At 36.3% G+C, this 17566-nt stretch carries 16 protein-coding genes; 5 read left to right on the top strand and 11 right to left on the bottom strand.

Going from position 1 to position 17566, the window contains the following annotated elements:
• Positions 1–178: 178 nt before the first annotated feature.
• Positions 179–2185 (top strand): transketolase, encoded by a 2007-nt coding sequence (gene tkt / locus PTQ27_RS04275; protein ID WP_273747918.1) that lies wholly within the window; start codon positions 179–181, stop codon positions 2183–2185.
• Positions 2186–2303: 118 nt separating this feature from the next.
• Here the strand turns inward: tkt and PTQ27_RS04270 are convergent, their stop codons facing one another.
• Positions 2304–3374 (bottom strand): PhoH family protein, encoded by a 1071-nt coding sequence (locus tag PTQ27_RS04270; protein WP_273747919.1) that lies wholly within the window; start codon positions 3372–3374, stop codon positions 2304–2306.
• 12 nt (positions 3375–3386) lie between these two features.
• Positions 3387–4112 carry a fatty acid metabolism transcriptional regulator FadR gene (gene fadR / locus PTQ27_RS04265; protein ID WP_273747920.1) on the bottom strand — a complete coding sequence of 242 codons (726 nt, stop codon included), beginning with the start codon at positions 4110–4112 and terminating at the stop codon, positions 3387–3389.
• A gap of 162 nt (positions 4113–4274) precedes the next feature.
• On the opposite strand from fadR, the gene nhaB reads away from it, so the two are divergent.
• The 3 genes from nhaB (at position 4275) to metC (ending at position 7683) form a co-directional block, all read left to right on the top strand.
• Positions 4275–5816: a sodium/proton antiporter NhaB gene (gene nhaB, locus PTQ27_RS04260; RefSeq protein ID WP_273747921.1), complete on the top strand. Its 1542-nt coding sequence runs from the start codon at positions 4275–4277 to the stop codon at positions 5814–5816.
• 61 nt (positions 5817–5877) lie between these two features.
• Positions 5878–6417: a disulfide bond formation protein DsbB gene (gene dsbB / locus PTQ27_RS04255; RefSeq protein ID WP_273747922.1), complete on the top strand. Its 540-nt coding sequence runs from the start codon at positions 5878–5880 to the stop codon at positions 6415–6417.
• A 75-nt stretch (positions 6418–6492) separates the two neighbouring features.
• On the top strand, positions 6493–7683 hold the full coding sequence (gene metC, locus PTQ27_RS04250; RefSeq protein WP_273747923.1) for a cystathionine beta-lyase: 1191 nt from the start codon (positions 6493–6495) through the stop codon (positions 7681–7683).
• Between the two features lie 55 nt (positions 7684–7738).
• Here the strand turns inward: metC and PTQ27_RS04245 are convergent, their stop codons facing one another.
• The 4 genes from PTQ27_RS04245 to PTQ27_RS04230 form a co-directional block, all read right to left on the bottom strand.
• Positions 7739–8827: a 5-methyltetrahydropteroyltriglutamate--homocysteine S-methyltransferase gene (locus PTQ27_RS04245; RefSeq protein WP_273747924.1), complete on the bottom strand. Its 1089-nt coding sequence runs from the start codon at positions 8825–8827 to the stop codon at positions 7739–7741.
• Between the two features lie 122 nt (positions 8828–8949).
• Entirely contained in the window at positions 8950–9594 is a 645-nt protein-coding gene (gene pyrE, locus PTQ27_RS04240) for an orotate phosphoribosyltransferase (RefSeq protein WP_273747925.1), read from the bottom strand.
• A gap of 85 nt (positions 9595–9679) precedes the next feature.
• Positions 9680–10708, bottom strand: a complete 1029-nt coding sequence (locus tag PTQ27_RS04235; RefSeq protein ID WP_273747926.1) for an Lnb N-terminal periplasmic domain-containing protein — start codon at positions 10706–10708, stop codon at positions 9680–9682.
• 12 nt (positions 10709–10720) lie between these two features.
• Positions 10721–11563 (bottom strand): 23S rRNA (adenine(2030)-N(6))-methyltransferase RlmJ, encoded by an 843-nt coding sequence (locus tag PTQ27_RS04230; protein WP_273747927.1) that lies wholly within the window; start codon positions 11561–11563, stop codon positions 10721–10723.
• Between the two features lie 58 nt (positions 11564–11621).
• Between PTQ27_RS04230 and ampD the strand changes: the two genes are divergently transcribed.
• Entirely contained in the window at positions 11622–12173 is a 552-nt protein-coding gene (gene ampD, locus PTQ27_RS04225; protein ID WP_273747928.1) for a 1,6-anhydro-N-acetylmuramyl-L-alanine amidase AmpD, read from the top strand.
• A 33-nt stretch (positions 12174–12206) separates the two neighbouring features.
• Here ampD and grxB read toward each other — a convergent pair whose 3' ends face one another.
• Genes grxB through hemC form a run of 5 tightly spaced genes read right to left on the bottom strand, consistent with a single transcriptional unit; the run spans position 12207 to position 17290 of the window.
• On the bottom strand, positions 12207–12854 hold the full coding sequence (gene grxB, locus PTQ27_RS04220) for a glutaredoxin 2 (RefSeq protein WP_273747929.1): 648 nt from the start codon (positions 12852–12854) through the stop codon (positions 12207–12209).
• 60 nt (positions 12855–12914) lie between these two features.
• Entirely contained in the window at positions 12915–14180 is a 1266-nt protein-coding gene (locus PTQ27_RS04215; protein WP_273747930.1) for a heme biosynthesis protein HemY, read from the bottom strand.
• Between the two features lie 14 nt (positions 14181–14194).
• Positions 14195–15568, bottom strand: coding sequence for a uroporphyrinogen-III C-methyltransferase (locus tag PTQ27_RS04210; protein ID WP_273747931.1), 1374 nt, complete (start codon positions 15566–15568; stop codon positions 14195–14197).
• 16 nt (positions 15569–15584) lie between these two features.
• Positions 15585–16349, bottom strand: a complete 765-nt coding sequence (locus PTQ27_RS04205; protein WP_273747932.1) for a uroporphyrinogen-III synthase — start codon at positions 16347–16349, stop codon at positions 15585–15587.
• An 8-nt stretch (positions 16350–16357) separates the two neighbouring features.
• Positions 16358–17290, bottom strand: coding sequence for a hydroxymethylbilane synthase (gene hemC / locus PTQ27_RS04200; RefSeq protein ID WP_273747933.1), 933 nt, complete (start codon positions 17288–17290; stop codon positions 16358–16360).
• Positions 17291–17566 lie beyond the last annotated feature (276 nt).

Raw genomic sequence — 17566 nt, 5'->3', positions numbered from 1 at the left:
TAAAAAATCTTTTGCACAAAAAATCAAAAGCAATCAAAAAAAATCAAGTTATAATCATTTTTTGTGAGCCAGATCACATTTTTAGTTTAGATTTTTTGAGTTTTTAACTAAAAATAGTGTAAAATTGGGTAATAGTATTCTCTTCTAACATATAACATTCTTGACTAGGAGTAACACAATGGCAGAGCGTAAAACACTTGCAAATGCAATTCGTTTTTTAAGTATGGATGCTGTACAAAAAGCTAACTCTGGACACCCAGGTGCACCAATGGGTATGGCTGATATTGCTGAAGTTTTATGGCGTGATTTCTTAAAACACAATCCAACCAACCCTAAATGGGCAGATCGTGACCGTTTCGTACTGTCAAATGGCCACGGTTCAATGTTGATTTATAGCCTGCTTCACTTAACTGGCTATGATCTTTCTATTGAAGATTTAAAACAATTCCGTCAATTACATTCTAAAACACCTGGCCATCCAGAATATGGTTATGCTCCTGGGGTTGAAACCACAACTGGTCCTTTAGGCCAAGGTATTACAAATGCGGTAGGTATGGCTATCGCAGAAAAAACACTTGCCGCACAGTTTAACCGTGAAGGACATAATGTTGTTGATCACTACACTTATGCTTTCTTAGGCGATGGTTGCTTAATGGAAGGTATCTCACACGAAGCTTGCTCATTAGCAGGTACCTTAGGCTTAGGTAAATTAATCGCATTCTATGATGATAACAATATCTCAATCGATGGTCACGTTGATGGTTGGTTCTCTGATGATACCGCCCAACGTTTTGAAGCATATGGTTGGCAAGTTATTCGCAATGTAGATGGACACGACGCTGAGCAAATTAAATTTGCGATTGAAAACGCACAAGCAGAAACAGAACGCCCAACATTAATTATCTGTAAAACTATTATTGGTTATGGTTCTCCAAATAAATCAGCTTCTCACGATTGCCACGGTGCACCATTAGGTGATGCTGAAATTGCAGCTGCACGTGAGTTCTTAGGTTGGGAGCACACTCCTTTTGAAATTCCTGCTGATATTTATGCCGAGTGGGATGCGAAAGCAAAAGGTACTGTTGCAGAAAAAGATTGGAATGCAAAATTTGCCGCTTATGAAGCAGCATACCCTGAATTAGCTGCTGAATTTAAGCGTCGTAATGCAGGTGAATTACCCGCAAACTGGGAAGCAGAAAGCAAAGCCTTTATTGAGAAACTACAAGCAAACCCAGCAACGATTGCAAGCCGTAAAGCATCACAAAATGCTATTGAAGCATATGCCCATATTTTACCTGAATTCCTAGGTGGTTCTGCTGACTTAGCAAGCTCTAACTTAACGTTATGGTCTGGTTCAAAACCAATTCGTGCAGATCATAATGTTGATGGTAACTACATAAACTACGGTGTACGTGAGTTCGGTATGTCAGCAATTATGAATGGTATTGCTCTACATGGTGGTTTTATTCCTTACGGTGCAACTTTCTTAATGTTCTATGAATATGCACATAATGCAGTGCGTATGGCTGCATTAATGAAACAGCGTGCATTATTTGTTTACACTCACGACTCTATCGGTTTAGGTGAAGATGGTCCAACACACCAACCGGTTGAACAAACCGCTTCGTTACGTCAAATTCCTAACTTAGAAACATGGCGTCCAGCAGACCAAGTAGAATCAGCGATTGCTTGGAAAGCAGCTGTTGAGCGTAAAGATGGCCCAACTGCATTAATCTTTACACGTCAAAATCTTGCTCAACAAGAGCGTACTGCAGAACAACTTGCGAATGTTGCTCGTGGTGGTTATATCCTACGTGAATGTTGCGAAAAAGGCGGTTGCCCAGACTTAATTTTAATTGCAACTGGTTCTGAAGTGGATTTAGCAATGAAGGCTGCTGAGGTATTAGATGCTGAAGGTGTGAAAGTACGTGTTGTTTCAATGCCAAGTACAAATGTATTTGATAAACAAGACGAAGCATACCGTGAATCAGTATTACCTCGTTCAGTCACAAAACGTGTGGCAATCGAAGCTCAACTAGCAGACTTCTGGTACAAATATGTTGGTTTTGATGGTCGAATCGTAGGTATGAATAGCTTTGGTGAGTCAGCACCTGCAGATCAACTATTCAAACTATTTGGCTTCACAGTTGAAAACGTAGTTGCTAAAGCGAAAGAAATTCTATAGTAATTACAGATAGATAAGTGGGATTAAATTCCCACTTTTTTATTAATCATCAATAAATAAGCGGTTAAATTTGTAATTTATTTTGCAAATTTAACCGCTTGTCTTTTAACTATTTGAACTATAATGTTTCAGCTTGGGCTAAAATCTTTTCTTGTTCTAAAGCTAACTTTTCTAATTTTCGTTGTTCTTTTCTCTGTTCATCTAACGCCTCCCAAACATCGTAAGCTTGTACGATCTTAGCGACGACAGGATGTCGGACAATATCTTTGCTATCAAAAAAGTTAAAGCTTAACTCAGGCACTTCTTTTAGTACTTCCATTGCATGTTTTAAGCCTGATTTCTGGCTACGGGGTAAATCTACCTGGGTTACATCGCCAGTAATCACCGCCTTAGAATTAAAACCAATACGGGTTAAGAACATTTTCATCTGTTCTGTTGTTGTGTTTTGGCTTTCATCTAAAATAATAAAGGCATCATTTAATGTTCGCCCGCGCATATAGGCTAGAGGGGCAATTTCAATCACACCTCTTTCCATTAATTTTTGTGCTTTTTCAAACCCTAACATTTCAAATAAGGCATCGTATAGTGGGCGTAAATAAGGCTCAATTTTTTGCCCTAAATCACCAGGTAAAAATCCTAATTTCTCCCCTGCTTCTACTGCTGGTCGAGTCAGTAAAATTCGGCGAATTTCTTGTCTTTCAAGTGACTCTACGGCTGCTGCAACTGCTAAAAAGGTTTTCCCAGTACCTGCAGGCCCAATACCAAAACTAATATCGTGCGTAAGGATATTACGTAAATAAGCTTGTTGGTGTTCACCTCGAGGTTTAATCACGCCCCGTTTAGTCTTTATTGAAATATCGTGCTGAGTTGAAGATTGCCATTGGTTTTGTAGCAACATTCGGCTTTCTTGAATCGCAAGATGAATATCTTCTAAATCTAGTTCTTTAATTTTGCCCTTAATCGGTGCAGTTTCGTTATAAAGCTGCTTAATTAATTTCACACTATTTTGAATAAGTGTGCCGGAATAATGATTTTCATCAGCGGATTGAATAGTAAAATTAAATCCTTGGCGAGCAATAATAAGATTAAAACTTTTCTCAATAAGTGCTAAATGCTCATCAAAAGCACCGCAAAGTGATTGTAAGCGGAGATTATCTTGCGGTTCTAAATTAAAAATAATTTCGTTCAAAATGGTGCCTTTTTAAAGTTCGCCAAAACTATCTGGAAGATTTGCAGATAGTTTCCGCCAAATTTCACCACTTGATTGGCGATTTTTAGCCATACAAGCGGTTGCTTTTTCACTATCTTTTGCAATACAAGCTGCAAGCAGTGAACGATAGAAACTAAGAGTTAGCAAACGGTTATTTGCATCAGCAAAAAAGATTTCTGCCACTTGATGATACATTGCTTTAAAACTATTTAAAATCAATGCATACACGGGCTTATTTGCTAAAAATGTAAACTGTCTAAAAAGTTGATAATCAAATGCGGCATAAGCTTCGGCTGTGTTTTCTAGTTCATCTAAACCAGAAAATAATTTAACGCATTCATCTGGTACTAAATGGATAGCTTCTGGAATATAAGCTTCTGCCATACGAGTGCGTAATGACACAACATTAGCAATAATAACGGGTAAATAATTCTTATCTAATTTAATAATAGTGCCAATAATATTTGGCCCTGCTGTTTCCCAAATATTATTCACTCTTGTTGGCTTTCCGTGTTGAATATTCAGCCACCCTTCTCGAGCTAAGCGTTGTAAAACCTCACGTAAGGTTGTTCTTGTTACCCCAATACGCTCTGCAAGTTCACGTTCGGCAGGAAGATCTGAACCTGCTGGAAAATGATTATTCCAAATACTTTTTACGATGTATTCCTCTGCAAGTCCTGCTGGGCTTTGTGCCTTTAGAATATCATTTTGATCCATTCTTCCCCCAAAAAATAATAAAGTTTAGGTGTAAAATCACAACCAAACTATTCTTCATTTATAATCAATTATTATAGCTAAAAAATCTAATAGCAACTATTATCCTTTAATCTAAACTATATTACAATTACATTATTAATCTACAATTTTTTGAGGTCTTATATGAGTAACGTTGATGCTCTTTTTAAAAACTTTTTAGGTAAAAGTCCTGAATGGTATAAACTGTGTATTATTGCATTTTTAATGATTAACCCTCTCATCTATTTTTTCATTAGCCCTTTCGCTGCAGGTTGGACATTAGTCGCTGAATTCATATTTACACTTTCTATGGCTTTAAAATGCTACCCTTTACAACCCGGTGGGTTATTAGCGATTGAGGCGGTCATTATGGGAATGACTCATCCTCATCATATTAAAGAAGAAATTATCGCTAATTTTGATGTTATTCTTCTACTGATGTTTATGGTAGCGGGTATTTATTTTATGAAGCAATTATTGCTTTATATTTTCACTAAATTACTTATCACTATCCATTCTAAAAAAATCTTATCTCTCTCTTTCTGTTTAAGTGCTGCTTTTTTATCTGCTTTTCTAGATGCTCTAACCGTTATTGCTGTAATTATTAGCGTCGGTACAGGTTTTTATGGTGTTTATCATAAAGTTGCTTCAGGCAGTAGTTTTGATGATTCCACAGATATTGCAAATGATGAAAAAATTTTAACGCATAAAGAGATTTTAGAGCAATTTCGAGGATTTTTACGCAGCCTGTTAATGCACGCAGGTGTAGGTTCTGCACTCGGTGGTGTAATGACAATGGTTGGCGAACCGCAAAACTTAATTATTGCTTCACAAGCAGAATGGGGATTTTTAGAGTTTTTATTACGTGTTCTGCCAGTTAGTTTACCAGTGTTAATATGCGGTATTGCGACTTGTCTTATTGTAGAAAAATATAAAATTTTTGGTTATGGTGATAGATTGCCTCGTAAAGTATGGGTTGTACTTGCTCGTTATAATCAATTACAAGAACAAAAAATGACAACGCAAGATAGACTTAAAATGTTAGCACAATCTCTAGCGGGCATCTGGCTAATTATTGGCTTAGCTTTACATCTTGCTGATGTGGGTATTATCGGTTTAACAATTATTATTATCTGCACGGCTTTCTGTGGTATTACTGAAGAACACGCTCTAGGAAAAGCCTTCCAAGAATCAATGCCTTTTACCGCTTTATTAATCGTCTTTTTCTCTATTGTAGCTGTTATTATTGACTTAAAACTTTTCCAACCAATTATCAGCTTTGTATTGTCGTCTGAACCACATTCACAACTTTCATTGTTCTACATCTTTAATGGTTTACTATCAATGATTTCCGATAATGTATTTGTGGGTACTGTTTATATTAACGAAGCCAAAACAGCTTTAACCTCAAATATTATTGGACGGGAACAGTTTGATTTAATTGCAGTTGCTATTAATACTGGTACCAATTTACCATCAGTAGCAACACCGAATGGTCAAGCTGCTTTCTTATTCTTACTAACATCATCATTTGCACCATTAATTAAATTATCTTATGGAAGAATGGTTTATATGGCTTTGCCTTACACCATTGTGCTTTCTATTATCGGGTTCTTATCTTTAGAGTTTTTATTACCTAAATTTACGGAATTAATGATTAATTGGGGATGGTTCGTTATACGCTAACAATAGATAAGTCGCATTAAATAAGGTAAAATGCCGTAGTTATCCAAAATGAGGAATCACAATGCTCTATTATTTTAAAAATCTGTCTCTTTCTCGTGGTGCTTGGTTTTTACTAATGTTAAGCAGTATCATACTCGAAGGTGTTGCTCTCTATTTTCAACACGGTATGGGGTTGGTTCCTTGTGTAATGTGTATTTATGAACGTGTTGCTCTATTTGGTATTTTATTTGCCGCTATTCTTGGCTTTATGGGCAATCGTTATGCTATTTTACGTTGGTTTGCTATCCTAATCTGGTTAGGGAGTGCTTTTAAAGGTTTCTCACTTTCATTAAAACATCACGATTACCAAGTTAATCCATCACCTTGGAATCAGTGTGAATTCAAAGTTGATTTTCCTCAAACCTTACCATTAGATAAATGGTTACCCGATGTTTTTGCACCAGGCCCAGTAAACTGTAGCGAAAGTCAGTGGGAAATGTTAGGTCTCTCAATGGCACAATGGTTGATTTTTACATTTGCAATTTATCTTATTTTTGCCATCATTGTATTAATCAGCCAATTTAAACGTAGCACACCTAAAAATCGCTTAATGTTTAGATAATCTCTTTCAAGCGGTAAGATTTTGCAAAATTTTTACAAAATCTTACCGCTTGTTTTTTTATTATAAGGAAAAATAATGTCGAACTATAAGAATCTTTCCACCAAACTTGTCCACACTGGTCGTAAAAAACGCTACACTCAAGGTGCAGTAAGTAGCGTGATTCAACGTGCCTCATCGCTAGTATTTGAAACCCTTGAAGATAAAAAAAATGCCACTCGTAACCGCTATAAAGGTGCTTTATTTTATGGTCGCCGAGGTACACTTACGCACTTCTCTTTGCAAGAGGCTATGTGCGAATTAGAAGGTGGTGTAGGTTGTTATCTCTACCCTTGTGGAGCTGCGGCTGTTACTAACGCAATTTTAGCCTTTGTACAACAAGGCGATCACGTTTTAATGACGGGTGCAGCTTATGAGCCAACACAAGACTTCTGCAATGTTTTATTAAAACGTATGGGAATATCAACCACCTATTACGATCCGATGATTGGTGAAGGTTTGCGTGATTTAGTTCAACCCAATACAAAAGTTTTATTTTTAGAATCACCTAGCTCACTGACAATGGAAGTACCAGATATTCCAGCACTGGTTAAAGCTGCTCGTGAAGTAAACCCAGATATTGTAATTATGATAGACAATACTTGGTCTGCGGGGGTACTTTTCCCTGCACTTGAGTATGGTATTGATATTTCAATTCAGGCTGGTACAAAATATTTAGTCGGGCATTCTGATGTGATGATTGGCACGGCCGTTTCTAATGCTCGCTGTTGGGATCAGCTTCGTGAAGGTTCATATCTAATGGGCCAGATGGTTGATGCAGATTCAGCCTACACAACCGCCAGAGGCTTGCGTACCTTAGGCATTCGCTTAAAACAACACGAACAAAGTAGTATTGCTATTGCACAATGGCTTTCCGAACGCCCTGAAGTAAAAGCAGTTTACCACCCAGCACTTACAAGTTGCCCTGGCAATGTGTTTTTTAAACGAGATTTTTTAGGCTCAAGCGGTCTATTTTCTTTTGAACTTTGCGAAAAATTATCGGATGAAAAACTCGCTAACTTTTTAGAGCATTTTGAACTATTCTCTATGGCATATTCTTGGGGAGGTTTTGAATCGCTAATTTTAGCTAGCCAGCCTGAAGAGATAGCTAAAATTCGCCCTGCTATCGAGCGTAAACTGACTGGTACTCTTATTAGAGTTCATATTGGATTAGAAGCAGTAGAAGACTTAATTACTGATTTAGAGCAAGGCTTTGAACGTATTAAATAACTTGCAAAAATGCTAAGAAAAATGCCCGCTTGTTGCGGGCATTTTGTCAGCGTGATTAATCTTCACCCCAAACTTCTTTAACGATCTCTTCAACGTGGCGAACTTTTGCCCATTGCTGAGCTTCACTCATAATATTGCCTTCTTCCGTTGAGGCAAAACCACATTGCGGGCTTAAGCAAAGCTGCTCTAGTGGCACATATTGTGCGGCTTCACGGATACGGGCTTTAATTGCTTCTTTATCTTCTAGCTCAGGGAATTTAGAACTAATTAAACCTAGTACCACTCGTCCTTTATTATTAGCAAAATGTTTTAACGCTTCAAAACCACCTGAACGCTCATCATCATATTCTAAGAAATAACCATCATAATTTGTTTGTGCAAATAAACCATCTGCGATTGGATCATAAGCCCCTGTTAATAAATAAGATGATTTATAGTTACCACGGCAAACGTGGGTGGTAATGGTAAGATCTTCTGGTTTATCCGCTAAAATAGCTTGGATATTAGCTACCGCTTGGGCTTTATCCGCCTCAAATGAAGGTTGTTCAAAGTTATTACAGAGAGAACCCCAATACACATCATCAATTTGTAAATAACGGCAACCGGCATCATAAAAGGCTTTAATTGCTTCTTTGTAAGCTTGTTGCACATCTTTTGCAAATTCTTCACGAGTTGCATAAATGCCGTGATCCCATTGAATTGGGTACATTAGTTGGTTAGGGCTAGGAATAGTAAATTTCGCAACTGCACGCCCATCAACAATCGCATTAAATTTTTTGAAATGCTCAATAAATGGGTGGTTTGGGTTCCAAGAAACTTTACCGCAACAACGGGTATTATAAGGGCGAACTTCTACCCCCTTAAAAGCATAAGCTTTTTCCGGCACATAGCCTTCAATACCGTTTAGATTTTCTAAGAAATCAATATGCCACCAAGAGCGGTGATATTCGCCATCTGTTACCACTTGAATACCAGCGTCTAATTGAGCTTGTACCAATTTTTTGACTTCTTCTTCTACAATTTCATCTCGAGCTTCAAGTGAGATTCTGCCAGCCTTGTAATCTTCGTGAGCTTTTTTCCAAGCATCTGAACGTAAATAAGAACCTACTGTATCTGCGTGAAAAGGTAATGTTTTGTTTGCCATAATTTCTCCAAATAGTAATTTTTATCTCTCTATTTATCCTAAGTGAATTCAAAAATATGAACAAGGCAAATTCACTAAAAACAGGATGAAATTTATCGTATTTTAAAATGAAAAATTTTCATTTACTCCACACCATATTTTTCACGATATTCACGCATTTTCGGTAAAAATGGGGCGTATTGTTCCGATTTTTCGATAAATGTAAGTAAATCATCAAAATCAACAATAGAGAATACTTGGCAACCATAATCACGCTCTACTTCTTGGATGGCAGAAAGCTCCCCTTTACCTTTTTCTTTACGGTTAAGGGCAATCAGCACACCTGCAAGTTCTGCATTATTAGCGTTGATAATTTCCATTGATTCACGAATAGCAGTGCCTGCTGTGATTACATCGTCCACCAATAAAATTTTGCCTTTCAATGGTGAGCCGATTAAATTCCCACCTTCGCCGTGATCTTTTGCTTCTTTACGATTAAAACAACAAGGTTTATCTACATCAAATTGATTAGCAAGAGCAACCGCCACCGTTGTGGCAATCGGGATTCCTTTATAAGCAGGTCCGAATAACACATCATAGTCAATATTTGAGGCTTGAATCGCTTTTGCGTAATATTCGCCTAATTTAGCTAAATCACGTCCGGTATTAAATAAGCCCGCATTAAAAAAATAAGGGCTGATTCGTCCAGATTTTAGCGTAAATTCGCCAAATTTCAGCACATTACGGCTTAACGCAAATTCAATAAAGTCGTGTTTGTATTGTTGCATTTTGATTTCCCTTTTTAGATACAAGCGGTCATTTTTTATGAAAGTTTTGTAATATATCTCAACCTTACACAAATAAGGGGCTATATTACTGACTAGAAGACGGAAACCCTTTTCTAATAAGCTGAGAATAAGTGGCATTGGCCTCTTCCGATAAGTTCGTAAAACCAACAACTTTTGGATTAGCATGAGCCATATCTCGCCATTGTGATAGACTGTATTTATTATCTAGTACTTCTTTATCGTATAAATACTCAGGTAAAAGCCCTGACATTACTCCCCTATAATCAAGAGGAATTGCTTCAATTTTCGCCATCATATCAAAAATTAGGGTAGTACAATTACTCATTAATGTATTATACCAACTTGGGTTTTCTGATAACTTTTGCCCTTTCTCTATATACAAAAGAAACAGTTCCTGCATCGCTTTTTTTGATAATTTAACAGGGTAAATATAAACATCTTCCCCTCGTATATTCGTTCGAGTATAAAGTAAATCTAGCTCATCTCCGGCCACAAAACCTAATTCAAACTGGCGGAAAAAACCACCTATTGCAGAAAATCGTTCATTTTCTTCTTTACGAATTTCAATAGAAAAACTGATTCGCTTTCCATTACTAAATCCGAAACTAACCATTGTATGTACAATTTTCTTTAATCCCCAATCAGATAAGATTAAATCAAAGCTTTCTATCTTATCTAGGTCGTAATACCGGCTTTCCCAAATAACATCATAATCTCGCAAATTCCGCCAATGGAAATTTCTTACATTATCTAAACGAATGGTATTACCATCTTGTTGATAGGTCATTACTTTGGCAACTTCCAAATCCCAATTTCTATCATTTTTAGCTTCCATACTAAAAAACCAAAGCAATCCTATAGATAGGCAAGATGTATAAATAAAGATGTCTGTTTTTCGGCTAAAAATAACCCGTTTAATATAAAATCCAATTAAACTACAAGTTAATAAGCACCAAGAAATAATAATGAGTGAAGTCATTATGTTGCCTAAAGGCTTATGCACCCAAAGAGCAAGACTAAGCCAGATATTACTTGCAACAACAAAAACCCCACAAGTAACTTGAATTAACCAGTAAAAGAACTTTCTTTTCATTATTAATGAAACCTACTCCGGTGTAATCCAATCTACCGTCCAAGAGCCTGTTCCTTCTGGCACAAGCACTTTCGTTAAATAAGGCAGAATTTTCTTCATTTGCGATTCTAGTTGCCAAGGCGGGTTGATCACAATCATTCCACTTGCAGTCATTCCTCGCTGGTCGCAATCAGGGCGAACTGCAAGCTCAATTTGCAGAATCTTACGAATGCCTGTTTCTTGTAAGCCTCTGACAATACGTTTTGTATGCTGACGTAATACCACCGGATACCAAATGGCATAAATACCTGTAGCAAAGCGTTTATAGCCTTCTTCAATCGCTTTGACGACCAATTCATAATCTTCTTTTAATTCATAAGGAGGGTCAATCAGCACAAAACCACGACGCTCTTTTGGTGGCAAAGCTGATTTTAATTGTTGAAAACCATTTTCACGCTTGGTTTGCACATTTTGAACTTTCGCAAATTCTTGGCGAAGTAATGGGTAATCATTTGGGTGTAATTCTGTCAGAATAGCTCGGTCTTGATCTCGAAGTTGTTGAACCGCCAATAAAGGCGAACCAGCATAATATTTCAATTTTCCGCTACGGTTGATTTTTTTGAGTTCATCAATATAAAAAGCAATTTCTTCTGGTAAGTCTTCCCGTTCCCATAAACGAGAAACTCCCTCTAAATATTCGCTTGTTTTTTCCGACTCCGCACTAAAAAGGCTGTAACGTCCTACTCCTGAATGGGTGTCTAAATAGAGGAAACCTTTATCTTTTTGTTTTAAGGATTGTAAAATTAAAAGCTGGACGATGTGTTTAAGCACATCAGCGTGATTTCCTGCGTGGAAACTGTGGCGATAACTGAGCATAATCTTCTCTTTTCTAGTAAAATAGGCATTATTTTACCGTATTAACCTTCTTTAGACTATGCAAAAATTTAAAATTGAAAACGGTTGCTTAATCAATCAAAAGCAAGTGCCATCTCCTCATTTTAGCCCTCGCCCGAAAGAAAATGATATTTCGCTTTTGGTAATTCACTATATTAGTTTACCGCCAGAAGAATTCGGAGGCGATTTCATTGACCAATTTTTTCAAGGAACTTTAGATCCAACTATTCATCCATATTTTGACGAAATTAAGGATTTAAGAGTATCTGCTCACTGTCTAATTAACCGACAAGGCGAAGTGATTCAATATGTCAATTTTAATGATATGGCCTGGCACGCTGGCATTTCTTGTTTTGAGGGAAGATATAAATGCAATGAATATTCGATTGGCATTGAACTGGAAGGCAGTAATAATCAATCTTTTACTGAAGCACAATACCAAACCTTAGCTAAACTAACAAAAGCTCTTCAGAAACATTATCCTCAAATTTTAAATGAGCGAATAGCTGGGCATTGTCATATTGCCCCTGAGCGAAAAATCGACCCGGGGCAATATTTTGATTGGAAATATTACTATTATTTGTTGAAATAAAAGGACATTTTTATTTCCCTTTTATTCACATCATTAAATAGCTTGAGTAAAGTATAAGTTTACTTTACTCAATTCAGACATTTTCATTAGATAATTTAGTACCTCAGCCGGAAACTCAATATCTTTCACACAAGTAAGGTTTCTTAACATAGGAAAAACAATAATATCTTCCACTGATAACTGCCCATTCAATGCGGTATCTGATTTTATCAATCCTGACAATTTAGCTAATATCGGCTCAATAGCTTGTATATATTTAGCTGATTTTGCTAGATTCTGATCAAAGTTACCAATATATTCTGTTTTCTTTTCTACAAAATAATCTATTGCACTAGGTTGTTTAAATTCATCTAAATCTAACTTCACAAAACGAGGAAGAAGCAGATGATTATATATTTTTCCAAGCTCGCTCACCCATTGTTCTATTTCTGGTCGAATTGTTTCTGCGATAATTGGGCTACCGTAATTTGTATCAATATAGCGTACAATATCCAAACTTTCAGGCATTGCTGTGCCATCTTCTTTAACTAAAATAGGGACAACTTTTTTACCAACCAAGCTAATAGGTGTTTTTTCGTCATCATTAGCAATAGTGAGTATCTCAACAGGCAGATCTTTTAAACCAAATATCATTTTTGCTCTAACGCAAAATGGGCAATGATCATAAACATATAATTTCATAACAACTCCTTATAAATAGATAAAAAAATAGCAGGAAACACCTGCTATTTTATTCCATAGTTATGCTGTTTTAGTCGCATTTACATTTTCAGGTAATGCTAAAACTTCATCTGCTTTAGGTAGCACATCCATTTTGACCTGTTTTAAATTTTCTTCACGAATGCGGTTTGCAAGAATAAGATCATTTGTTTGCTCCGCCACATGCAGAGCCATAATTCTGTCATCTGCAACACATTCATCGTGTTCTAGTAGCAATTCAAATTGAGCTTTTGCTTTCTCATATTCTCCATTACGAGTATAAATGTAACCTAAAGCTCTTGCATAGTCATCGGTATATTTAACATTTGCTTTTTCTGCACGTTTCGCAAGCACTTTAAGTAATTTACTATCCGAATCAATTTGTAAACGTGTTAGCTGGATAAATAACCCTTGTAATTGTTCATCTTCAAATTTTTTCAATGTTTCAAGCGAAATTTCTTCAGCTGATTGGTGATCATCACTATCAATTAAACGTTTAATCACACCAACTCGACTATATACCGATTTGCGACGACGGCTTGGCTGATTTTCCCACCAGGTCAGTAAGCCCTCTTGTCCTTCTTCTTGTAAGCGTTCATCTTGTAAACCATCATCAACAAAATGTTCTAAATCTGCATACTCTTGAGAAGTTAAGAAGCTACGTTGTCCGATTTCTGTCAGTAAACGATCTAAAGCGACATAAGCTTTCGACTCTTTATAAATTTGAATCGCTAAGCGTAACACTTCATCATTATGTGGCGAAAGTTCTAATAAACTATCAATAGCTGTACGAGCTGCTGGTAATTTTCCTTGTTGAACTAAAATTTTTGTGCGAGAAAGTTCTACCGCAACATTATTTGGGCCTGCAATTTCAGCAGCTTTAATCAAATATTTATTAGCGGCTAAATCATCACCTTTTTGCTGAGCGGCTTCTGCTGCTTTAATCAAGTTAAGAATTGGTTCATCAGCGTGTTTGGCATTTTTGCTAAATAACTTCTCTGCTTTCGAGTAATTGCCCTCGCTCATACGCATCAAGCCCTCAAGTGTTTCTTGCTGAGCTTTTTTGTGTTTACGATTTGAGAACCAATTATATGCACCACTACTCATACGGCAAATTTTTGTCACAAACCATTCGAGTAAATAAACGACTGCCATTGCAATTACAAAGAATACAACGAGCATCACAATACTCATTTCAATCACAGTTGTTGCTGTTTCAATTCTGACATAACCTTGATTGCCCGCTAAATAGGGGCCTGAAACCAATCCAGCTAATAATAAAAGCATTAAAAAGAGAGTTCTAAACATAATATCATTCTCCTTTATTGTGCTGAAGATTCTGATGAAGACGCTTCTGCTGGAGCTTGCTCAGAAGGTGTATTTTCTTTTACAGGCTCAGCTTGATCTAATTCTTGCTCAGCTTTAATTTCCACTTTTTCTATTGTTTGTGGTGCTTTATTAATTTGTTGCTCTAGTACTTTCAAACTCTGCAATGAGTTCGGAGCATCAATATAAATAGTTTGTTCCGCTAATTCATCTACCTCTTTTAAGAAATTTTTCACATTTTCATTTGAGGTTTCAAAATAACTTCTTACCCAAGCACCAACAGTTTGTAATGATTTTGTGTATAGTTCATTTTGTTGGCGAGGAATGGCTAAAATCGCAATTTGTAAGCGTAAACGGATATTCTCACGTAAATAAATTTCTTGATTTGGTGCAACAAATGCCTTTTCATCTGCAATATTACGTTTAGATACACGGATAAAATGATCTAAGAACGATGTCGCATTTTTTTCTAAATTTGATTGCCAATCATCAATAGAGTCTGTTACTTGATTATTTGAATTTGAACCTTGAGTTTGCTCATTCTCTAAAATTGGTAAATCGTCCAATCTCGTTGTTAAATTAGCGACTCGTTGCATTAATGCATTTTGATCAATATTATTGATATTTGATAAGGTATTTAGATCTGATTTTATTGCTTCACGAATATTTGTTGCTTTTGGCACTTGGGATAGTACCTGATCTGCCTCAACTAAAAGATTTTTAGCTGTATCAATATCATTATCCAATACAACTTTACGCAGAGCATTATTAAGCAGGAAATCAGCTTCAGATAATAACCAAGCAGAATTATCAGCACTAGAAATAGTATTTAACTTTTGTAGTTGTAACTGTAAACCATTAATCTTCTGTGTATAACCTGATTGTGCAGTTTCTAGCTGGTTGATTCGCTCTAATGCTTTTTGATAATTGGTTGTTAGTTCTGCAATTTGTGCTTTTTCAGCATCAAAACTTGGCATTTCAACTACATTTTGAGATGAAGATGGCTGATTTGCTTTAGCCGAAACCTCCTGAAGTTGAGCTTCAACCTCTGCAAATTTTTTATTTGCCATAAAATGGCCTGCACCACCTACGGCAAGAGCAACCAACAAAGCAACTAGAGCCAAGCCTTTCCCGCCTGATTTTTGCTTAACGACTTCTTTTTGTGCTAACGGCTGTTCTTCAGATGCTTTTTTTTCATCTACTGGAATTTCAACATCTTTCTCTTGTGCTTCACTCACAACATCATCCTTAATATCTTTTTTTGCAAAAGTTTCTGCAGAATCAACCGCTTGTTCAGTATTTTCTACAGTTTCTTCAACTTTATTTTCGACAATAACTTCTTTTTGTTTATGTTGCTTCTGTCTTGACATGCTCACCACCTTAGTTTTAGTTAGATTTGTCAAATTTAAATAATAATGTATTCATTAAACTCACGTTATCTGCTTTATCAGATAAAATTATTTTATCTGATTGCCACCCCATCTGTTTTGCAATTTTTGCAATACGCTGACTGACAACAACCAAGTGACAATCCAATAACCACTGACGATTGTCCGCTTTTGTTTGTTCATATAATAAAGCCAATATTTCACTACTGGTAACAATAATTGTATCAACACCTAATCGTTTACATAAACTTAATTTTTCAGGAATATCTTCTTTAACGGGTTCTCTACGATAACATTCCAAATATTGAATACTTGCTCCCCGTTGAATTGCTTTTTCAGCTAACAATTCTCGCCCAGAATTCGCTCTTAAAATAAGAATTGTTTTATCTTGCAGCATTTGCATTTCGGGTAATTCTAATACACCTTCACTATTTTCTGAATCTATCGGATAAATAACCGCTTGTTGGGCTTTTTCAGAAAAATATTTAGCTGTTCGTTGCCCTACTGCAAAATACTTCAAATCAGTTCTAAAATGAAAACCTGTATCACTTAATGTTTTAACTGCATAATCTACCGCATTTGTAGATACTGCAAATACATAATCACCTGAATTAAGGCTAGAAAGCACGGTAGGTAATAACGGTAGTTCTTGCCCTGCCTCAATGATAAATAGTGGTTGATGAATAGCAAAAATTTGCTTTTCATTCAACATATCAACTAATTCTTGCCCTCTACTATCAGGTCGTGTAACAAGTACATTCATTTTATTTTTTATTCGTTATCTTTATACACTTCAGCTAAGATTTTATCAGCACCTTGTGCTAATAACTGTTCCGCAACTGAGATCCCTAACTGCTCAGCATCTTTAATATCAGCTTTGCCAGATGCTCTAATAATTTGCGAACCATCTAAGGCACCCACTAATGCATTTAAAGTAAGCTCATTACCATCTAAAGTTGCAAAACCACCGATTGGTACTTGGCAACCACCTTGTAATCGGGTATTCATTGCTCGCTCAGCCATTACACAACAAGCGGTCGAATTATGATTTAATTTTGCAACATAATTTAAAATCCGCTCATCATTAATTCTTGTTTCAATACCAACTGCACCTTGCCCAGCAGCTGGCAATGATTGTTCAACGGAAATATAACTACGAATTCGTTCTTTTAACCCTAAACGAATTAGACCAGCAGATGCCAAAATAATTGCATCATACTCGCCATTATCTAGCTTACTTAAGCGAGTACCGACATTCCCACGTAAAGATTTAACCTCCAACTGAGGATATTTTGCCATTAATTGGCATTGGCGACGTAAACTTGATGTTCCCACCACTGCCCCTTTCGGTAATTCATCTAAACTCTGGTATTTATTTGAAACGAACGCATCTCTTGGATCTTCACGCTCACAAATAACCGCTAATCCTAAGCCTTCAGGGAAGGTCATCGGCACATCTTTCATTGAATGAACGGCAATATCGGCTCGATTTTCTAATAGAGCTAATTCTAACTCTTTAACAAACAAACCTTTCCCACCAATTTTTGCCAGCGGTGTATCTAAAATCACATCACCTTTTGTTACCATTGTAACTAATTCAACCGATAATTGCGGAAAATGTTTTTCTAACTCACTTTTTACAAAGTTGGCTTGCCATAAAGCTAAAGGGCTTTGACGAGTTGCAATACGTAAAATATCTTTCATAAATCTCTAAATTTAAACACTATATTTAATGGTTTATCCTATCACTTTTTAGCTTAACTGCCAAAACTAATCACTAACTTCTATTTGTTATTTATCAAAAAAACACACCTTTTTACTTTTGGTTACACCACAATCAAATATAAAAAAGGGGTTACTATTAGAAGTAACTACTTTTTAGAGCATATATGCCATTTTATAAACTTTGATCTATGTCAAGGCAATGATAAAACAATACTAATTTTTGGCGACAAAATAACTCTTTTGGGTAATAATTTC

The organism is Mannheimia cairinae (assembly GCF_028649535.1).
In the GTDB taxonomy this organism is placed as follows: domain Bacteria; phylum Pseudomonadota; class Gammaproteobacteria; order Enterobacterales; family Pasteurellaceae; genus Mannheimia; species Mannheimia cairinae.
This window is presented reverse-complemented; position numbering and strand designations above follow the sequence as displayed.